This window comes from Streptomyces sp. XY006 (assembly GCF_002237655.1).
GTDB classification, from domain to species: domain Bacteria; phylum Actinomycetota; class Actinomycetes; order Streptomycetales; family Streptomycetaceae; genus Streptomyces; species Streptomyces levis.
The window spans coordinates 74106-91845 of record NZ_NOKT01000027.1 but is presented as its reverse complement, the minus strand read 5'-3'; the positions used below and the strand labels follow the sequence as shown (position 1 = coordinate 91845).

19 protein-coding genes are annotated in these 17740 nt (G+C 72.7%); 9 read left to right on the top strand and 10 right to left on the bottom strand.

The window, feature by feature from the left end:
* Nucleotides 1-144: 144 nt before the first annotated feature.
* From CHR28_RS28065 to CHR28_RS28055, 3 genes are all read left to right on the top strand, one after another.
* Nucleotides 145-1674, top strand: coding sequence for a S8 family peptidase (locus CHR28_RS28065; RefSeq protein WP_094056487.1), 1530 nt, complete (start codon nucleotides 145-147; stop codon nucleotides 1672-1674).
* A 59-nt stretch (nucleotides 1675-1733) separates the two neighbouring features.
* On the top strand, nucleotides 1734-3254 hold the full coding sequence (locus tag CHR28_RS28060) for a S8 family peptidase (protein ID WP_094056486.1): 1521 nt from the start codon (nucleotides 1734-1736) through the stop codon (nucleotides 3252-3254).
* A gap of 125 nt (nucleotides 3255-3379) precedes the next feature.
* A complete protein-coding gene (locus CHR28_RS28055; protein WP_094056485.1) occupies nucleotides 3380-4384 on the top strand; it encodes a CopD family protein in 1005 nt (334 codons plus the stop codon).
* A 210-nt stretch (nucleotides 4385-4594) separates the two neighbouring features.
* Here the strand turns inward: CHR28_RS28055 and CHR28_RS28050 are convergent, their stop codons facing one another.
* Both CHR28_RS28050 and CHR28_RS28045 read right to left on the bottom strand, forming a co-directional pair.
* Nucleotides 4595-5275: a lysoplasmalogenase gene (locus tag CHR28_RS28050; protein ID WP_094056484.1), complete on the bottom strand. Its 681-nt coding sequence runs from the start codon at nucleotides 5273-5275 to the stop codon at nucleotides 4595-4597.
* Nucleotides 5272-6213, bottom strand: a complete 942-nt coding sequence (locus CHR28_RS28045) for a sterol desaturase family protein (protein ID WP_094056483.1) — start codon at nucleotides 6211-6213, stop codon at nucleotides 5272-5274. The genes CHR28_RS28050 and CHR28_RS28045 overlap by 4 nt, the downstream gene beginning before the upstream one ends.
* Nucleotides 6214-6445: 232 nt before the next feature.
* Between CHR28_RS28045 and CHR28_RS28040 the strand changes: the two genes are divergently transcribed.
* The 5 genes from CHR28_RS28040 to CHR28_RS28020 all read left to right on the top strand — a co-directional run bounded on the left by CHR28_RS28040 (nucleotide 6446) and on the right by CHR28_RS28020 (nucleotide 11300).
* Nucleotides 6446-7438 (top strand): DEDDh family exonuclease, encoded by a 993-nt coding sequence (locus tag CHR28_RS28040; RefSeq protein ID WP_094056482.1) that lies wholly within the window; start codon nucleotides 6446-6448, stop codon nucleotides 7436-7438.
* Between the two features lie 101 nt (nucleotides 7439-7539).
* Nucleotides 7540-7773 (top strand): hypothetical protein, encoded by a 234-nt coding sequence (locus tag CHR28_RS28035; RefSeq protein ID WP_094056481.1) that lies wholly within the window; start codon nucleotides 7540-7542, stop codon nucleotides 7771-7773.
* 49 nt (nucleotides 7774-7822) lie between these two features.
* Nucleotides 7823-8617, top strand: coding sequence for an SURF1 family cytochrome oxidase biogenesis protein (locus CHR28_RS28030; RefSeq protein ID WP_306437582.1), 795 nt, complete (start codon nucleotides 7823-7825; stop codon nucleotides 8615-8617).
* Between the two features lie 129 nt (nucleotides 8618-8746).
* Nucleotides 8747-10540, top strand: a complete 1794-nt coding sequence (locus CHR28_RS28025; RefSeq protein ID WP_094056479.1) for a glycoside hydrolase family 15 protein — start codon at nucleotides 8747-8749, stop codon at nucleotides 10538-10540.
* Nucleotides 10541-10544: 4 nt separating this feature from the next.
* Nucleotides 10545-11300 (top strand): SDR family oxidoreductase, encoded by a 756-nt coding sequence (locus CHR28_RS28020; protein ID WP_094056478.1) that lies wholly within the window; start codon nucleotides 10545-10547, stop codon nucleotides 11298-11300.
* Nucleotides 11301-11310: 10 nt separating this feature from the next.
* Here the strand turns inward: CHR28_RS28020 and amaP are convergent, their stop codons facing one another.
* From amaP to CHR28_RS27995, 5 genes are read right to left on the bottom strand one after another with little or no spacing between them, the layout of a single operon-like run.
* Nucleotides 11311-11889, bottom strand: a complete 579-nt coding sequence (gene amaP, locus CHR28_RS28015; RefSeq protein WP_373453392.1) for an alkaline shock response membrane anchor protein AmaP — start codon at nucleotides 11887-11889, stop codon at nucleotides 11311-11313.
* A 5-nt stretch (nucleotides 11890-11894) separates the two neighbouring features.
* Complete coding sequence (locus CHR28_RS28010) at nucleotides 11895-12614, bottom strand: DUF6286 domain-containing protein (RefSeq protein ID WP_179272588.1); 720 nt, start codon at nucleotides 12612-12614, stop codon at nucleotides 11895-11897.
* Nucleotides 12611-12994, bottom strand: a complete 384-nt coding sequence (locus tag CHR28_RS28005; RefSeq protein WP_094056476.1) for an Asp23/Gls24 family envelope stress response protein — start codon at nucleotides 12992-12994, stop codon at nucleotides 12611-12613. Before CHR28_RS28005 ends, CHR28_RS28010 begins: the two co-directional genes overlap by 4 nt.
* A complete protein-coding gene (locus tag CHR28_RS28000; protein WP_094056475.1) occupies nucleotides 12991-13176 on the bottom strand; it encodes a hypothetical protein in 186 nt (61 codons plus the stop codon). Before CHR28_RS28000 ends, CHR28_RS28005 begins: the two co-directional genes overlap by 4 nt.
* A 46-nt stretch (nucleotides 13177-13222) precedes the next feature.
* On the bottom strand, nucleotides 13223-13699 hold the full coding sequence (locus CHR28_RS27995; RefSeq protein ID WP_094056474.1) for an Asp23/Gls24 family envelope stress response protein: 477 nt from the start codon (nucleotides 13697-13699) through the stop codon (nucleotides 13223-13225).
* Between the two features lie 87 nt (nucleotides 13700-13786).
* Here CHR28_RS27995 and CHR28_RS27990 point away from each other — a divergent pair, with 87 nt between their 5' ends.
* Entirely contained in the window at nucleotides 13787-14500 is a 714-nt protein-coding gene (locus CHR28_RS27990; protein WP_094056473.1) for a nucleopolyhedrovirus P10 family protein, read from the top strand.
* Nucleotides 14501-14592: 92 nt separating this feature from the next.
* Here CHR28_RS27990 and CHR28_RS27985 read toward each other — a convergent pair whose 3' ends face one another.
* The 3 genes from CHR28_RS27985 to CHR28_RS27975 all read right to left on the bottom strand — a co-directional run bounded on the left by CHR28_RS27985 (nucleotide 14593) and on the right by CHR28_RS27975 (nucleotide 17724).
* On the bottom strand, nucleotides 14593-15396 hold the full coding sequence (locus tag CHR28_RS27985) for an enoyl-CoA hydratase/isomerase family protein (RefSeq protein WP_094056472.1): 804 nt from the start codon (nucleotides 15394-15396) through the stop codon (nucleotides 14593-14595).
* Between the two features lie 148 nt (nucleotides 15397-15544).
* On the bottom strand, nucleotides 15545-15763 hold the full coding sequence (locus CHR28_RS27980; protein WP_010037790.1) for a helix-turn-helix domain-containing protein: 219 nt from the start codon (nucleotides 15761-15763) through the stop codon (nucleotides 15545-15547).
* Nucleotides 15764-16125: 362 nt separating this feature from the next.
* Nucleotides 16126-17724: an ABC-F family ATP-binding cassette domain-containing protein gene (locus tag CHR28_RS27975; protein WP_094056471.1), complete on the bottom strand. Its 1599-nt coding sequence runs from the start codon at nucleotides 17722-17724 to the stop codon at nucleotides 16126-16128.
* Between the last annotated feature and the right edge of the window lie 16 nt (nucleotides 17725-17740).

The window sequence follows — 17740 nt, the reverse complement described above, 5'->3', positions numbered from 1 at the left end:
CGTTCTTTCCGAAGTCGTTTCGGCGAAACGTTGCTGGCCGGCGAGAGGCCGGGATAGCTTCACCCTGCACCACCTCGTCATGTACCTGCCCGAGCACCACCTGTGCCTCGGGCCGGTTTCGTTTCCGGAGGATGTGGAGACCCCATGTCTCACTTGCGTTCCAGACGCCGGCTCGCTCTCGCCGTGCCCGTCGTGCTGTCGCTGACGGCCTCGCTCGGCTTCCTGCCCGCCGCCGCCTCGGCGGCCCCGCAGGCCGGGCCGGCCACCGTGACGGCAGACGCGCCGCGGCTGGCGTACGTCGTCAACACCAAGACGGACCGCCACACGATCGCGTCGGTGAAGAAGGCGATCGGCAAGGCCGGCGGCACCGTCGTGGCGGCGTACGAGCGGATCGGCGTCCTCGTCGTCCACTCCTCGAACCCCGACTTCGCCAAGACCGTCCGCACGGTGCGCGGAGTCCACTCGGCCGGTGCGACGCGCACGGCGCCGCTGGCCGCCGCGGGGACGAAGGAGGAGGGCGCCGCCCGCTACCTGACGGCCGCCCAGGCCGAGCGGGTCGAGGCCGCCTCCGCGCAGACGCCCGAGAGCGAGCCCCTCGAAGCGGACCAGTGGGACCTGCGCGCGATCGGCGCCGACAAGGCCGCGAAGATCAACCCGGGCAGCCGCAAGGTGACGGTCGCGGTGATCGACACCGGCGTGGACGACACCCACCCCGACATCGCCCCGAACTTCTCCGCCTCCCAGTCCGCCAACTGCGCCGGCGGCAAGGCCGACACCAGCGAGGGCGCCTGGCGGCCGTACACGCCTGAGGACTACCACGGCACGCACGTCGCCGGTTCCATAGCCGCCGCCCGCAACGGGACCGGCGTCGCCGGTGTCGCTCCCGGGGTGAAGGTGTCCAGCATCAACGTGACCGACCGGGCGAGCGGCCTCTTCTACCCGGAGAGCGTCGTCTGCGCGTTCGTGTTCGCCGCCGACCACGGCGTCGAGATCACGAACAACAGCTACTACGTCGACCCGTGGCTGTACAACTGCATGGACGACCCGGACCAGCGCGCCGTCGTGACCGCGGTCAACCGGGCGCAGCTGTACGCCCAGAAGAAGGGCACGCTGCACGTCGCCGCGGCGGGCAACTCCAACCACGACCTGGACGCCGACGCGATCGTCGACGGCTCCAGCCCGAACGACACCACGCCGGTCGAGCGCACCATCGACCCGCACGAGTGCTTCGACATCCCGACCCAGCTGCCGGGTGTCGTCACGGTCAGCGCGACCGGCGTCCAGAACGTCAAGTCGTACTACTCGACGTACGGCGAGGGCGTCGTCGACGTCGCCGCGCCGGGTGGCGACCGCCGCTACCAGATCCCGGACACGCCGTCCAGGGACGGCCGCATCCTGTCCACCATGCCGAACGGCGCGTTCGCCTTCCTGCAGGGCACCTCGATGGCCTCGCCGCACGCCTCCGGCGTCGCCGCGCTGCTGAAGTCCAAGTACCCCTGGGCCTCGCCGGCCCAGCTCCAGGCGCTGCTGAAGGCGCAGGCCGACGAGACGGCCTGCCCCACCTCCTACGACCAGGACGGTGACGGCACGCAGGACGCGGTGTGCGAGGGCGGCGAGCGCGTCAACGGCTTCTACGGCCACGGCATCGTCAACGCGCTGCGCGCGGTCAAGTGACCCGCGCCTTCCGGACCTTCCGCACAGCCTCCTCGTACCGCGAACGAACTGGAGACACCATGACTGCGCCGCACGCGCGCTACCGCCGCGCCGTCGCGATCCCGGCCGGAATGGCGATGGCCACGGCCCTCGCGTTCCTGCCGAACGTCACGGCCTCGGCCGCCGAGGACGCCCCCGCGGCGGTCACGGCCGACGCGACCCCGCTCAGCTACGTCGTCAACGTCAAGCCGGGTCACGGCACGTCGGCGCACGTGAAGAAGGCCGTCGGCAAGGCCGGCGGCACGATCGTCACGTCGTACGACCAGATCGGCGTCATCGTCGTCCACTCCTCGAACCCCGACTTCGCCAAGACCATCCGCACGGTGCGCGGCGTGCAGTCGGCCGGTGCCACCCGCACCGCGCCGCTGCCCGCGGCGTCGACGGGTGACCTGGGCGCGCCGAAGGTGCTGAGCGCGGCCGAGGTGGCGCGGGCCGAGGCGGCGGCCGGCCAGGACCCGCTGGAGTCGCTGCAGTGGGACCTGCCCGCCATCAAGGCGGACAAGGCGCACGAGAAGTCGCTGGGCAGCGACAAGGTCACGGTCGCCGTGATCGACACGGGCGTGGACGACACGCACCCCGACATCGCGCCCAACTTCGACCGCGAGGCGTCGGTCAACTGCGTGACGGGCAAGCCGGACACCTCCGACGGGGCCTGGCGGCCGAGCGCGGCGGAGAGCCCGCACGGCACGCACGTGGCCGGTGAGATCGCCGCCGCCAAGAACGGCGTCGGCATGACGGGTGTCGCGCCCGGCGTGAAGGTCTCGGGCATCAAGGTGTCCACCACGGCCGGCTTCTTCTACACCGAGGCCGTGGTGTGCGGCTTCGTGTGGGCGGCCGAGCACGGGGTCGACGTGACGAACAACAGCTATTACACCGACCCCTGGTACTTCAACTGCAAGGACGACCCGGACCAGAAGGCGCTCGTCGAGGCCGTCACGCGGGCCTCGCGGTACGCCGAGAAGAAGGGCGCGGTCAACGTCGCTGCGGCCGGCAACGAGAACTACGACCTCGCCTCCGACGAGATCCTCGACCCGTCCTCGCCGAACGACACCACGCCGGGCGAGCGGGTCGTCGACCCCTCGAAGTGCCTCGACATCCCGACCCAGCTGCCGGGTGTCGTCACGGTCGCGGCGACCGGGGCGAAGGGCATCAAGTCGTCCTTCTCCAACTACGGCCTGGGCGTGGCCGACATAGCCGCGCCCGGCGGCGACTCGACGGCCTACCAGAAGCCGGAGCCGCCGGCCACGAGCGGGCTGATCCTGGGCACGCTGCCGGGCGGCAAGTGGGGCTACATGGCCGGTACGTCGATGGCGTCGCCGCACGTCGCGGGCGTCGCGGCGCTCATCAAGTCGACGCACCCGTACGCCTCCCCGGCCCTGGTGAAGGCCCTGCTGTACGCGCAGGCGGACGCCAAGGCGTGCACGGACCCGTACGACATCGACGCCGACGGCAAGGTCGACGCGGTGTGCGAGGGCCCGAAGAACCGCAACGGCTTCTACGGCTGGGGCATCGCGGACGCGCTGGACGCGGTGACCAAGTAGGGCGCATGTGACGGCGATCCGGGCCGGGCGGGGTCACCCGCCCGGCCCGTTTCGTCTCCGCGGGCCGTCGGCGGGACGCCGCTCCCGACTTGCCCGGCCCTGTGGAGGTTGGTGAAGATCCTGGGGTGACCTTGACAAGATCTGCGTCCGGGGCGGCCGGGACGACAGGGCGTGGCGGCGCCGGACGGGCCGTCGCCGTCCTGGTGCTCGTGGTGCTGGCCGCGCTCATACCGCTGCTGGGCCCGTCGGCCGCGCTGCACGGCACCGGGGAGGCCGAGGCGCCCGGCGCCGGGGGCATAGCCCTGCTGCGCACGGTGCTGTTCGCGGCGCTGTGCATACCGGTCGGCGAGGTGTTCGTGAACCGGCTGGCCCGGTCGGTGCCGGGGGCGCGGACCACTCCCCCGGACGCGCTGCGCAGCTGGTCGCCCTGGGCGGCCGCCGCCGGTTTCCTGGCCGCCCTCGGGCTCGCCTCCGTCGTCGCCACGGGCAATCTGGTGCCGGGCGGCCTCTCGGACGTCGACGTCGGCGGCCTGTACGCCTCCCGGGACGGCAAGCTGGCCCTGCTGGAGGTCAACGCGTTCCTCGTGGCGGGCCTGTGTGCGGTGTCCCGGCGTCCGGCCACACAGGTGCTGCCGCTGGCCGCCGTGATCGTCGCCGAGGCCCTGCGCGCCCACCCCACGACCGAGCACGGCCCGCTGACCGGCTCGGGCCTGACGCTCGTGCACCTGACCTGCGCGGCCCTGTGGGTGGGCGGTCTGCTGCACGCCCTGCGGGTACTGCGGCTGCGGCGCGACCCGGCGGGCGCGGCCCTGCTGGGCCTCTACGCGCGCGTGGCGGTGGTGCTGCTCGCCGCCATCACCGCCACGGGCGTGTGCAGTTCGCTGCGCCGGATGCCGCCCGGGACGATCCTGGAGCAGCTGACGGCGACGGCGTACGGACGCGCCCTGCTCGCCAAGGTGCTGCTCGTGGCCGTCGTGGCCGCGCTCGCCCTGTGGGCCCGGCGACGGCTGCGCCGGGCGGCCGACCCGCTGACCGCCTGTACACCCGCCCGGGCCGAGGTGGCCGTGCTCGGCCTGGTGGTCGCGGTGTCCGGCCTGCTGACGGCCCTGCCGGTGCCCATCCGCTGGTAGCCCGAGCCTGCCGACGGCCCTGCCGGTACCCATCCGCTTCCGGCCCGAGCGTGCTGACGGGCGCTGCCGGTACCCATCCGCTGCCGGCCCGAGCCTGCCGACGGCGTTGCCAGTGCCCATCCGCTGCCGGCCCGAGCCTGCCGACGGCACTGCCGGTACCCATCCGCTTCCGGCCGCCGGCCCGCTCCGCGTCCCGCCGCCCCGGCCGGCTCAGACCACCCGCATCTCGCCGTACGTGGCGGCCGGCGCGCGGCGTGCGTCGAGCGCCGTGAGCGTGCCGGCGGCCAGCAGGGCCTGCGCGGCGATGTAGGTGAGCATGATCCAGAAGTCGGGCCGCGGCGGCTGAGGCCAATCGGCGACGCCCGTCGCGATGAGGGTGTCGGAGAGCAGGAACAGCGCCCCGCCGAGGCCGGTGTGGAGACCGAGGCGGGTACCGGCCCCGTAGGCCATGGCCGTGAGCAGCAGGCTGTACCCGGCGACGGGCACGCGCAGCTCCGCAGGCAGGTCCGGCCACAGCAGGGCGACGGTCCCCGTCAGGGCGACGGCGTACCCGAGGGCCAGAAGGCCGGCACGCGCGCGGGGGACGGCGTACCGGTTGCCGTGCCGGTGGAAGAGCACGAGGTAGCAGAGGTGGCCCGCGGCGAAGGAGGCCATGCCGGCGAGGAAGGCCGGCTCGGCGTCGGACAGCAGCAGCACGTCCCCGCCCCAGCCGAACAGCAGGGCGGCCAGGAGCGGCCGGGGCGCCCGGCGCAGCGCGGCCCAGAGCGCCAGCAGCGGCATCAGCAGGGGCTTGGCGACGGTGTGGCCGGCGTCGTAACCGGCCGCCAGACAGGCGAGGTCGACGAGGGCGGTGAGGGCGAAGGCGGCCAGGACGAGGCGTGTGCGGTTCACGCCGGCGGGGTCTTCCCGGCGGGCGCGGTCCCGACGACGGGCTCCTGCCCCGTCACGGTCCCGGCCGCGAGGGGAGCCGCCGGGGCGCCGCCGGCCGGTGCCGCCGCCCGTGCCGGGCCCCACCCCGGTCCCCGGAACACCCGCCCCGCGCGCTCGCCCCAACTGCGCGCCGCCCTCAGGTCCTTGGCGATCGACACGTACTCGTGGGTCGCCACCTTCAGCAGGTTGTACGTGTCGATGTTCTTGGTCAGCCCGTACCGGGGCCGCTCGGTCTCCGCGACGAACGAGCCGAACAGCCGGTCCCAGACGATGAGGATGCCGCCGAAGTTGCGGTCCAGGTAGCCGCCCTGGGAGGCGTGGTGGACACGGTGGTGCGAGGGCGTGTTGAAGACGAACTCGAACCAGCGGGGCATCTTGTCGATGCGCTCGGTGTGGATCCAGAACTGGTAGACGAGGTTCGCCGAGGAGCAGAAGGCGAGCGCGGCCGGGTGCACGCCGAGGAGGATGAGCGGCACGTAGAACGGCCATACGGTCAGGGACGTCCAGGGCTGGCGCAGCGCGGTGGTGAGGTTGAACTTCCGGCTGGAGTGGTGGACGACGTGACAGGCCCACAGGATGCGGATGACGTGGTGGCCCCGGTGGGACCAGTAGTAGAAGAAGTCCTGCCCGAGCAGCATGAGCGGGACCGTCCACCACAGCACGGGCACGCGCAGCGGGGTGAGTTCGTACAGAGCCGTGTAAATGGCCAGGATCGGGATCTTCCACAGGAAGTCGAAGGCGAGGCTGCCGAGCCCCATGCCGACGCTCGTCGCGGCGTCCTTCGCCTCGTACCCCGCGGCGTCCTCGTCGGGGTGGAGACGGTAGCTCACCATCTCGACCACGGTGAGCAGCACGAAGGCGGGTATCGACCACAGCACGACATCGGGCAGGTTCGGCATGCAAGCACCGTAGGACCGCCGCCGCCCGCCCCACCAGACGTTGTTACCGACAAGTATTACCGACGGTACGCGCTTGCTTCTTGGCGATCTCCGCCAAACCGGCCCCGATCGAGCAGACGTACGCCTCGCGAACGGACAAGCCGGACAAGCCACCTGAGGGGGCATCGGAAGGGGGCGCGGGCACGCACCTGGCGGACGGCGGTGTCAGTCCCGGGCCGTATCCTCGTGAACCATGCTCGAAGACCTGACGACCGCAGCGTTCTCCGCCACGGCGTGGCCGGCCGCGTATCCCCAGGGATACGCGGTCGTTGACGTGGAGACCACGGGCCTGGCCCGGGACGACCGCATCATCTCGGCGGCCGTCTACCGGCTGGACGCACGCGGCGAGGTCGAGGACCACTGGTACACGACGGTCAACCCGGAGCGCGACCCGGGCCCGGTCTGGATCCACGGTCTGACGAGCGAGGCGCTGGAGGGCGCACCCCTCTTCCAGGACATCGCCGAGGAGTTCGCGGCCCGGCTGACGGGACGGGTCCTCGTCGCGCACAACGCCGTCTTCGACTGGCAGATGATCGCCCGGGAGTACGCGCGGGCGCAGCGCGAGGCGCCGGTGCGCCAGCGGCTGTGCACCATCGCGCTCTCCAAGGAGCTCGGGCTGCCGCTGCCCAACCACAAGCTGGAGTCCCTCGCGGCGCATTTCGGCGTCGTGCAGCAGCGGGCCCACCACGCGCTGGACGACGCGCGCGTGCTGGCGGAGGCGTTCCGCCCCAGCCTGCGGGCCGCGGCGGCGCACGACCTGCGGCTGCCGCTGCACGAGTGCCGGCCGCTGACGGAGTGGTCGGACCGCCCCGCCGCGCCCCGCATCGGGCAGCAGGCCGGCTACGGCGGTCACCGACCGGCCAGTTGGCGCCCCTCCCGCAAGCGCCCCGCCTGCCCCCACCCCAACCCGGGGCGCTACGTGCCGGGCGGGCGGCTCAAGCAGGGCATGCGGGTCGCCTTCTCGGGTGACACCTCGACCGAGCGGGAGCTGCTGGAGGACCGCGCGACCGAGGCCGGCCTGCACGTGGCGACGAGCCTGTCCCGGCTGACGAGCCTGCTCGTCACGAACGACCCGGACTCGGGCACGTCCAAGGTGGTCAAGGCCCGCCAGTTCGGCACACCCGTCGTGGACGAGGCGGCCTTCGGGCAGCTCCTCGCGGATGTGGAGCCGGCCTCCGAGGGGTGAGCCCGGGCAGGGCGCGGGGCGACCGTACGGACGGGTGATTGCCGGGCGACTCGCCCGGCGGCCGCTCGCCCGGACCGGGGCCACGGCCCACCCTGTGGCCCATGGCGACCTGTGAGGTTTGTGGCAATCAGTACGGAATGACCTTCGAGGTGCACGCGCAGGGCGCGGTGCACGTCTTCGACTGCTTCGCCTGCGCGATCCACCGCATGGCCCCCATCTGCGAGCACTGCCGGGTGCAGATCATCGGGCAGGGCGTGGAGGTCGAGGGCCACTGGTACTGCGGCGCCCACTGCGCCCGCGCGGAGGGAAAGGCGGGGATCGTCGACAAGGTCTGAACCCGTACCCACCTGAATGCACCCCACGACCGAGTTGTACGGTCGTGGGGTGTACCGCTTCCTGATGTCCCGGCAGTGGGTGATCCTCACGCTGATCGCCCTGCTCCTCATCCCCACGATGATCAGGCTGGGCATCTGGCAGATGCACCGCTACGAGGAGCGCACCGCCCGGAACCAGCTGGTCACCGACGCGCTGGCCGCCGATCCGGTGCCCGTGGAGCAGCTGACCGGGCCCGGGCACACCGTGACCAGCGCCGAGCGCTACCGGACCGTGACCGCCAAGGGCCGCTTCGACGCCGAGGACGAGGTCGTGGTCCGCCGCCGCACCAGCTCCGACGACGAGGTCGGTTACCACGTCCTGACCCCGTTCGTCCTGAACGACGGCAAGGTGCTGCTGGTCAACCGGGGCTGGGTCCCCTCCGGCCCAACCCAGACCACGTTCCCGAAGGTCCCCGCGCCGCCCGCCGGCGAGGTCACCGTCCGGGGGCGGCTGATGCCCAGCGAGACGACCGCGGCCAGCGGCATCAAGAACCTCAGCGACCTGCCGGACCGGCAGATCATGCTGATCAACAGCGAGCAGGAGGCCCGCCGTCTGGGCGCCGAGGTGCTGGGCGGCTACATCGCCCTGACGGCGCCCGGACCGAAGGGTGACACGCCCGAGCTGCTGGGAAGCCCCGGCAAGGAGGACGCGGCGCTGAACTACGCGTACGCCGTCCAGTGGTGGCTGTTCGCCGCCGCCGTCCCGGTCGGCTGGGTGATCCTGGCCCGCCGCGAGGCCCGGGACCGGGCACAGGCGGCGGCCGGGGAGCAGGACTCCAGCGAGGCGGAACCGGCGACGGTCTGACCCCGCCCGGCCGCGACAGCCGCGGGGCGCCCCGTCGTCCCGGGCGTCCGTGCCGTGGCCGTCGAGCGAAAGTCACTCCCCCGGCCCCTGCCCTGATTGCCACGCCGAGTTGCCGGGAACCCGCACTCCGTGCACCCCAGCATCGAGGACTACGCGATCATCGGCGACGAACAGACCGCGGCCCTGGTCGGCACGGACGGATCGGTGGACTGGCTGTGCCTGCCCCGTTTCGACTCGGCCGCCTGCTTCGCGAAACTGCTCGGTGACGAGGACAACGGCCATTGGCGCATCGCCCCCGTGGGGGCCGACCGGTGCACCCGGCGCGCCTACCGCCGCGACACCCTCGTCCTGGACACCGAGTGGGAGACCGCGCAGGGGGCGGTCCGGGTCACCGATCTGATGCCCCAGCGCGACGAGGCACCCGATCTCGTGCGCGTCGTCGAGGGTTTGGACGGCGAGGTGACGCTGCACAGCGTCCTGAAACTGCGCTTCGACTACGGCTCGATCGTCCCGTGGATGCGCCGGTCCGACGGCCACCGGGTCGCCGTCGCCGGCCCGGACTCCACCTGGCTGCGCAGCGAACCGCCGGTGAACAGCTGGGGCGAGGACTTCGGCACCCACGCGGAGTTCACCGTGAAGAAGGGGGAGAAGGTCGCGTTCGTCCTGACCTGGCACCCCTCCCACGAGCCGCGCCCGCCGCTCGTCGACCCCTTCGAGTCGCTGCGCCACAGCGTGGAGGACTGGCAGGCCTGGGCGTCGCGCTGCCGCTACGACGGGCCGTACCGGGACGAGGTCGTCCGCTCCCTGATCACTCTCAAGGCCCTCACCTACGCCCCGACCGGCGGCATCGTCGCCGCCGCCACGACCTCGCTGCCCGAGGAGCCGGGCGGGGTGCGCAACTGGGACTACCGCTTCTGCTGGCTGCGCGACTCCACCCTCACCCTGGGCGCGCTGCTGGCGGCGGGCTACCAGGAGGAGGCCGAGGCCTGGCGGAACTGGCTGCTGCGCGCCGTCGCGGGCGACCCGGCCGACCTGCAGATCATGTACGGCCTGGCGGGCGAGCGGCGGCTGCCCGAGTTCGAGCTGCCCTGGCTGGCCGGCTTCGACGAGTCCACACCCGTGCGCATCGGCAACGACGCCGTCAACCAGCTCCAGCTGGACGTCTACGGCGAGGTCATGGACTCCCTGTCGCTGGCCCGCGAGTCGGGCCTGTCGCCCCAGCCGGACGTGTGGGCCCTGCAGACGGCCCTGATGGACTTCCTGCGGTCGAACTGGCGGCAGCCCGACGAGGGGCTGTGGGAGGTGCGCGGCGGCCGGCGCCAGTTCGTGCACTCCAAGGTGATGGTGTGGGTGGCCGCCGACCGTGCCGTGCGCACCCTGGAACACCATCCGGAGCTGGACGGCGACCTGGACGGCTGGCGCGCGCTGCGCGACGAGGTGCACCGCGAGGTGTGCGAGAAGGGCTACGACCCCGAGCGCAACACCTTCACGCAGTCCTACGGGTCCCGGGAGCTGGACGCCGCGCTGCTGCTCATCCCGCGCGTCGGCTTCCTGCCGCCGGACGACCCGCGGGTGATCGGCACGATCGACGCGGTCCGCGAGGAACTGGACCACGGCGGTCTGCTGCGGCGCTACAGCACCACCGACTCACCGGCCCCGGACGTCGACGGGCTGCCCGGCAGCGAGGGCACCTTCCTGGTGTGCTCGTTCTGGCTCGCGGACGCCCTGCACATGACGGGCCGCACCAAAGAGGCCCGCGAGCTGTTCGAACGGCTGGTGGGGCTGGCCAACGACGTCGGCCTGCTGTCCGAGGAGTACGACCCCGTGGCCGGCCGGCAGCTCGGCAACTTCCCGCAGGCGTTCAGCCACATCGGCCTGGTGAACACCGCCCTCGCCCTGTACGGGGCGGACGGGGCAGGATAGGGCCATGGATCTTGGACTGAAGGACCGGGTGTACGTCGTCACCGGGGCCACACGGGGCCTCGGCAACGCCTCCGCGCGTGAGCTCCTCGCGGACGGCGCGAAGGTGGTCGTCTCCGGGCGGGACGACAAGAGTGTCGCCGAGGCGGCCGAGGCGCTGGGCCCGGACGCGGTGGGAGTGGCCGTCGACAACGCCGACCCCGACGCGGCGGCCGTGCTGATCGGGGCCGCGCGGGAGCACTTCGGGCGCTTCGACGGGATCCTCGTCAGCGTGGGCGGCCCGCCCGCCGGGTTCGTCGCCGACAACACCGACGAGCAGTGGCAGACGGCGTTCGAGTCGGTGTTCCTCGGCGCGGTGCGGCTGGCGCGCGCCGCGGCGGCCGAGCTGGAGGCCGGGGGCGTCATCGGGTTCGTGCTGTCCGGGTCGGTGTACGAGCCCATTCCGGGCCTGACCATCTCCAACGGGCTGCGGCCGGGCCTGGCCGGGTTCGCCAAGTCGCTCTCCGACGAGCTCGGGCCGCGGGGCATCCGGGTGGTCGGTGTGCTGCCCGGGCGGATCGACACCGACCGGGTGCGCGAGCTGGACTCGCTGTCGGCCGATCCCGAGGCGACCCGGGCGGCCTCGGAGTCGCGGATTCCGTTGCGGCGGTACGGCACGCCCGAGGAGTTCGGGCGGGTCGCCGCGTTCCTGCTGTCGCCGGCCGCGTCCTATCTGACCGGGGTCATGGTGCCGGTGGACGGCGGGGCACGGCACGGGTTCTGAGCGCTTCCGCTCAACTGACCCGTTCGGCGCCGTGCTTGACCGCGCGCAGGCGCACCTCCGCCGGGAGCGACGCGAGCCCCGCCGACGTCCTGGCGTGCTGCAGGGCACCGGTCGTGAAGTCGGTCAGGGCGGTCCCCGGGTCCACGTGCGGCTCCAGCGCGAGGCGCACATGGGCCTCGGGGGCGGTGCGGCGGCCTTTCAGATGGGCCCGGGACCGGTCGACGCCGTCGATCCGCTCCGCCTCCTGGGTGAGGACGTGCTCCAGGGCCCGGCCCCGCAGCAGCGCGCCCTCGCCGTCGCCGGTGTCGACCAGGACCTCGGCCAGACGGTGCCTGCGCAGGACCGCGACCAGCCACCACAGGGCGAGCAGCAGCAGGACCGCGAGCGCGGCGATGACGACCGGCCACCACCAGCCGGAGTCCCGCCAGCGGGTGCGCTCGGCCTCGCTGAGCAGGACGTCGTGCCTGCTGTCGTGGATCCACCAGGAGGGCGCCGACACGCCGAGGCCGACGGCCAGGACCGATCCGCCCAGCACCAGCAGCACCAGGCCGACGAGCCCGAGGAAGACACGGTTGACACCTCTGAGCATCGCCGTCACCCCTTCCGGCCCGGGCGCCGTACCCGTACCGACAGCGAGGGCGGCCGGGACAGTCCCAGTCCGCGCACGGCGTCGCCGAGCACGGTGTCCAGGTCGGTGCGCACCTCGTCCAGTTCGCGGAAGTGCGACAGGGCGCGGACGTCCGCCCGGCGCCGGCGCACCTTGACCCGTGCCGACTGCACACCGGCCACCTCCATGGCCCGGTCGCGCAGGGCGCTCGCGGCGGCGTCCCGGTCCAGCCCCGCCCGTACCCCGGCGTGCGTGCGGCGCATCGGCAGCATGTGCCGCAGGCCGGGGGTGAGGGCCAGGACGATCAGCCAGAGGCCGAGCGCGGCGGCGACCCCGGCCCCGACGAGCACCCAGGTGTCGTCCAGGGGGTGTTCGGCGAGCTCACGGGCGAGGTCCCGGCGCCAGGCCATGCCGGGCCGTCCGGCGCGCACCGAGACGATGTCGTAGAGGAACAGTCCCGCCAGGCCCAGCAGCAGCGCCGCGACGATGCCCGCGGGGATGCGGCGCGCCGACCAGAAGCGTCCCGCCCGGCCGCCCTCGCTCTCGTCCCCGGCGGGCGGCGCGGGCCGGTCGGGTGCCGTGCCGTCGTCCGGGTCGGCCTTCTGCAGGACGGGCAGGCGCCGGGTCGCGCCCTCGGATTCGGTGCCCGGCGGTTCGGGGCCCTGGGATTCGGGGCCTTGGGGTTCGGGGCTCCGGGGTTCGCTCATCGCGTCCTCCGCTTTCCTGCTCCGGGTGCCCCGGCCAGGTGCAGCCCCTCCACCTGGACGACGACCTCCGGCACCTGCATGCCCACCAGCTCGCCCACCCGTTCGACGACCCGGCGCCGTACGCTCCGGCAGCGGTCGCCGATGTCGCAGGGGTAGTCGAGCTCCACATGCACCCGGACGTGGACGACGTCGTGGTGGACGGTGACACTGGCCGACGGCCGGTCGGCGTCGGGCGGCAGGGTCCCGACGGCCTCGCGGGCCGCCTGGGAGGCGATCTTCGCCACGACCCGGTCGGCGATGCTCGTCGCGCCGCGCTCACCCGGCGGTACGACGGTCAGCGGTCGGTCGAGCTCACCGGCCCCCGTGCTCACGGGCGTCACCGCCGCCGTTCGTCACGGCTGCGGAAGAAGTCGCCGAAGTCCATGTCCCCCTCGAGGAACCGGCCGACGACGAAGCCGACGGCGCCCAGCGCCGCCACCAGCAGAAACGCTCCGAACCCGCCGAAATACCCGGCAAAGGCCAGCGCCATGCCGGCGAACATTCCGGCCACGCCCATGCTCATGCGCTCCTCAGCTCCTCTTCCGCAGTGCCGTGCCCTGGCCCGTGCCTCACTGGATCCGGCGTTCCGGTTCCTCTTCCTCCTCGTCCGGCAGCTTCACGTCGCTCACCGCGATGTTGACCTCGACGACCTCGAGCCCGGTCATCCGCTCGACGGCCGTGATGACGTTCTCCCGCACGTCCCGGGCCACGTCCGCGATCGACACGCCGTACACGACCACGATCTCCAGGTCGAGGGCGGCCTGCACCTCGCCCACCTCGGCCTTCACCCCGCGGGTCACCCCGGACTTCTGCCCGCCGGGCACCCGGTCGCGTACGGCTCCGAAGGTGCGGGACAGCCCGCTGCCCATGGCGTGCACGCCGTCCACGTCCCGTGCGGCCAGCCCGGCGATCTTCTCCACGACGCCGTCCGCGATGGTCGTCCGGCCCCGGGAGCCCGGGTCTCCCCCGCCGCGCTTGGCCAGGGGGCTTCTGCGCGTCGCCGCCGTCTCGCTCTCCCCGCCCCGGTTCTCGGTCATGTCAGTCATCGCCGCACGTCCCTTTCGGTCGTCGTCCTGCGACCACGGTAAGCACGGTTACGCCGGAGCGCGCCTCTGATGCGGCAGGCTGGAGGAATGACGGCCGACCGATGGACGCAAGCAGTGAGACATCAGCTGGGTCTGGGCAGGCTTCTGCCGCTGGGTGAGGCGCGGGACGGCGCCTGGATCACCGAGCGGGCGGCCGAGGCAGTGCTGGGGCGCGCGGCGCGGGGCACTCCGGGGGTGCGCCTCGACGCGCTGCGGATCGCGCTGGCGGACCCCGCCGACACCCGGGAGCCGGCCGTGCCGGCGCCGCCGAGCGCCCTGCCGCCGGGGCCGCTGCGGGTCACGGCGGAGTTCGCGGCCACGGCCTCGCAGCCGCTGCCGGCGACGGCGTCGCTGCTGCGCGCGGCGCTGGCGAGCGCGGCGACACAGCAGGTCGGCCTGGAGGTCACGGAGATCGACCTGAAGGTGACGGGCCTGCTGGAGGAGGACCCGGACGGCGAGCCCGGGGCCACGCCCGCCGAACCGCCGCGCACCGAGCGGGTGGAGGGCGGCGACGAGGGCCGCGTGGCCGCCGCCGCGCTGGAGGTCCCGGGCGTGCTCGGGCTGACCGGCACGCTGGGCCACCCGGTGCACATCGAGGAGCTGCCGGCCGAGGCCGCGCTGACGCACCGCCACGTCCGGCTGGAGGTGGCGGTGGCCGCGGACCACCGGACCGGTGACGTGGCCCGCGCGGTCCGCTCGGCGGTCGCGGGGGCCCTGCCGGACCACCCGACGGTGGCGGTCGTGGTGAGCGCGCTCGGCTGACCGGCACGCTGAGCCACCCGAGGCACACCGAGGAGTTGCCGGCCGAGGCCGAGCGGGCTCGGCTGACCGCGCTCCCGGACCGCGCGGCGGTATCAGTCGCCGACGCCCGCGAGGTCACGCAGCCTGCGGGCCTGGGACTGCCGCTCGGCGCGCCGCTGCTCCTCGTAGGTGCGGTCCTGGGCGCCGCGCAGCAGGGCCTTGGTCTCGACGACGGCGTCGCGGGGCGCGGCGAGCACGACCGCGGTGAGATCCCGGACGGTGTCGTCGAGCTGGGCCGCGGGCACGGCCACGTTGGCGAGCCCGGTGCTGACGGCCTCCTCGGCCGTGACGAAACGCCCGGTCACGCAGATCTCCAGCGCGCGGGCGTATCCGACGAGCCCCACCAGCGGATGCGTGCCCGTCAGGTCGGGCACGAGTCCGAGGCTGGTCTCACGCATGGCGAACTGCACGTCGTCGGCGACGACGCGCAGGTCGCAGGCGAGGGCGAGCTGGAAGCCCGCCCCGATGGCATGCCCCTGGACGGCGGCGACGGAGATGATGTCGCTGCGCCGCCACCAGGTGAACGCCTCCTGGTATTCGGCGATGGTCGCGTCCAACTCGGCGTCGCCGCCGCGCGCGAGGTCGATGAACGACGGTTCCCCGTCGAAGCCCTCGGGCGTGAACGCCTGCCGGTCGAGCCCGGCCGAGAAGGACTTGCCCTCGGCCCGCAGGACCACGACACGGACGGAGCCCGGCAGCAGCCGCCCGGCCTCGGTCAGCGCCCGCCACAGAGCAGGGCTCTGCGCGTTGCGCTTGTCCGGGTTGGTCAGCGTCACCGTGGCGATCGCGTCGTCGACGGTGAGCCGTACGCCGTCCTTGTCGAGTACGGGAACGAGGTCCTTGTCGGGCGAAGCCATGGACGCCTCCGATGCGTGCGGTCGTCTTCCGTGCCGTACGCCGGCTGATCACCGGACCACGGCACAGCTAAGTGACTGCACAGTAACCACCCGGTCGGTCAGGCGAACGACCGGGTGGCCACCATCGAAGCCGAGGGGCCACCCGGGGTCAGGCCGTGGCCTTCTTGCCCCGGGTCGCCCCGCCACGCCCTCGCAGCGTGACGCCCGACTCACTGAGCATGCGGTGCACAAAGCCATACGAGCGGCCGGTCTCCTCGGCCAACGCCCGGATGCTCGCACCGGCGTCGTACTTCTTCTTCAGGTCTGCCGCGAGCTTGTCGCGCGCGGCGCCGGTCACCCGGCTGCCCTTCTTCAGAGTCTCGGCCACCCGTGCCTCCTCATGGGAAGTGCGCTCTGGTCTCCTCATGATCACCCCTCCGGGCCCTGATGGCCACCCATTCGGCAAGGTCCGTGAGACAAGGTTGTGACGACGGGAGCACATCCCCACAAGCGGAATTGATGATTCCGAAGCGGGCCGTCCTCGTGACCGAATGCACCGTTCCGGGAAAGGCCAGGTCAGAGAGACGTGACGGCCGAGCCCCGAAGGATCGGGGGCTCGGCCGCGAAATCGATGTAGGACACACCTCGGTACGAGGAGATCTCACACAGATGATGGATCACCGATGGGCCGAATGATCCATACGCCGTTGATCACGCTTTCGATCACGCGGCAGCGACGCCCGGCGGGGCTCAGGCCAGGGCGACGAGATCCGCGTAGTCGGCGCCCCACAGGTCCTCGACGCCGTCCGGCAGCAGGATGATGCGCTCCGGCTGGAGCGCCTCGACCGCGCCCTCGTCGTGCGTGACGAGGACGACCGCGCCCTTGTAGGTGCGCAGCGCGCCGAGGATCTCCTCGCGGCTGGCCGGGTCGAGGTTGTTGGTGGGCTCGTCGAGGAGCAGCACGTTCGCCGAGGACACCACGAGCGTGGCGAGGGCGAGGCGGGTCTTCTCGCCGCCGGAGAGGACCCCGGCCGGCTTGTCGACGTCGTCGCCGGAGAACAGGAACGAGCCGAGCACCTTGCGGACCTCGACGAGGTCCATGTCGGGCGCGGCGGAGCGCATGTTCTCCAGCACCGTGCGGTCCGGGTCGAGGGTCTCGTGCTCCTGGGCGTAGTAGCCGAGCTTGAGACCGTGGCCGGGCACGACCATGCCGGTGTCGGGCTGCTCGACGCCGCCCAGCAGCCGCAGCAGGGTGGTCTTGCCGGCGCCGTTGAGGCCGAGGATGACCACGCGGCTGCCCTTGTCGATGGCCAGGTCGACGTCGGTGAAGATCTCCAGCGAGCCGTACGACTTCGACAGGCCCTCGGCCATCAGCGGGGTCTTGCCGCAGGGCGCGGGCTCGGGGAAGCGGAGCTTGGCGACCTTGTCGGACTGGCGGACCGCCTCCAGGCCGGAGAGCAGCTTGTCCGCGCGGCGGGCCATGTTCTGCGCGGCGACGGTCTTGGTCGCCTTGGCGCGCATCTTGTCGGCCTGCGAGTGCAGGGCGGCGGCCTTCTTCTCGGCGTTGGCGCGCTCGCGCTTGCGGCGCTTCTCGTCCGCCTCGCGCTGCTGCTGGTAGAGCTTCCAGCCCATGTTGTAGACGTCGATCTGGGCGCGGTTGGCGTCCAGGTAGAACACCTTGTTCACGACCGTCTCGACCAGGTCGACGTCGTGGGAGATCACGATGAAGCCGCCGCGGTAGGTCTTGAGGTAGTCGCGCAGCCAGATGATCGAGTCGGCGTCGAGGTGGTTGGTCGGCTCGTCGAGCAGCAGCGTGTCCGCGTCGGAGAAGAGGATCCGGGCCAGCTCGATACGGCGGCGCTGGCCGCCGGAGAGGGTGTGCAGGGGCTGGCCGAGCACGCGGTCGGGCAGGTTGAGCGCGGCGGCGATGGTGGCGGCCTCGGCCTCGGCGGCGTACCCGCCCTTGGTGAGGAACTCCGTCTCCTGCCGCTCGTACTGCTTGAGGGCCTTCTCGCGGGTGGCGCCCTGGCCGTTGGCGATGCGCTGTTCGTTCTCGCGCATCTTGCGGATCAGGACGTCCAGGCCGCGGGCGGAGAGGATGCGGTCGCGCGCGAGGACGTCGAGGTCGCCCGTGCGGGGGTCCTGCGGGAGGTAGCCGACCTCGCCGGAGCGCGTGATGGTGCCGCCGGCGGGCACGCCCTCGCCCGCGAGGCACTTGGTGAGGGTGGTCTTCCCGGCGCCGTTGCGGCCGACGAGGCCGATGCGGTCGCCCTTGGCGACGCGGAAGGTGGCGTTCTCGATGAGGACACGGGCACCGGCGCGCAGCTCGATACCGGAGGCGGAGATCACGGACAGACTCCAGGGC

Excerpts from the sequence above, each read along its gene's own strand:
- CHR28_RS28040 (WP_094056482.1), top strand. The coding sequence starts at position 6,446 with ATGCTCGAAGACCTGACGACCGCAGCGTTCTCCGCCACGGCGTGGCCG.
- CHR28_RS28065 (WP_094056487.1), top strand. The coding sequence starts at position 145 with ATGTCTCACTTGCGTTCCAGACGCCGGCTCGCTCTCGCCGTGCCCGTC.
- amaP (WP_373453392.1), bottom strand. The coding sequence starts at position 11,889 with ATGCTCAGAGGTGTCAACCGTGTCTTCCTCGGGCTCGTCGGCCTGGTG.
- CHR28_RS28045 (WP_094056483.1), bottom strand. The coding sequence starts at position 6,213 with ATGCCGAACCTGCCCGATGTCGTGCTGTGGTCGATACCCGCCTTCGTG.
- CHR28_RS27985 (WP_094056472.1), bottom strand. The coding sequence starts at position 15,396 with ATGGCTTCGCCCGACAAGGACCTCGTTCCCGTACTCGACAAGGACGGC.
- CHR28_RS28060 (WP_094056486.1), top strand. The coding sequence starts at position 1,734 with ATGACTGCGCCGCACGCGCGCTACCGCCGCGCCGTCGCGATCCCGGCC.
- CHR28_RS27995 (WP_094056474.1), bottom strand. The coding sequence starts at position 13,699 with ATGACTGACATGACCGAGAACCGGGGCGGGGAGAGCGAGACGGCGGCG.
- CHR28_RS28020 (WP_094056478.1), top strand. The coding sequence starts at position 10,545 with ATGGATCTTGGACTGAAGGACCGGGTGTACGTCGTCACCGGGGCCACA.
- CHR28_RS28035 (WP_094056481.1), top strand. The coding sequence starts at position 7,540 with ATGGCGACCTGTGAGGTTTGTGGCAATCAGTACGGAATGACCTTCGAG.
- CHR28_RS28000 (WP_094056475.1), bottom strand. The coding sequence starts at position 13,176 with ATGAGCATGGGCGTGGCCGGAATGTTCGCCGGCATGGCGCTGGCCTTT.
- CHR28_RS28010 (WP_179272588.1), bottom strand. The coding sequence starts at position 12,614 with ATGAGCGAACCCCGGAGCCCCGAACCCCAAGGCCCCGAATCCCAGGGC.
- CHR28_RS27990 (WP_094056473.1), top strand. The coding sequence starts at position 13,787 with ATGACGGCCGACCGATGGACGCAAGCAGTGAGACATCAGCTGGGTCTG.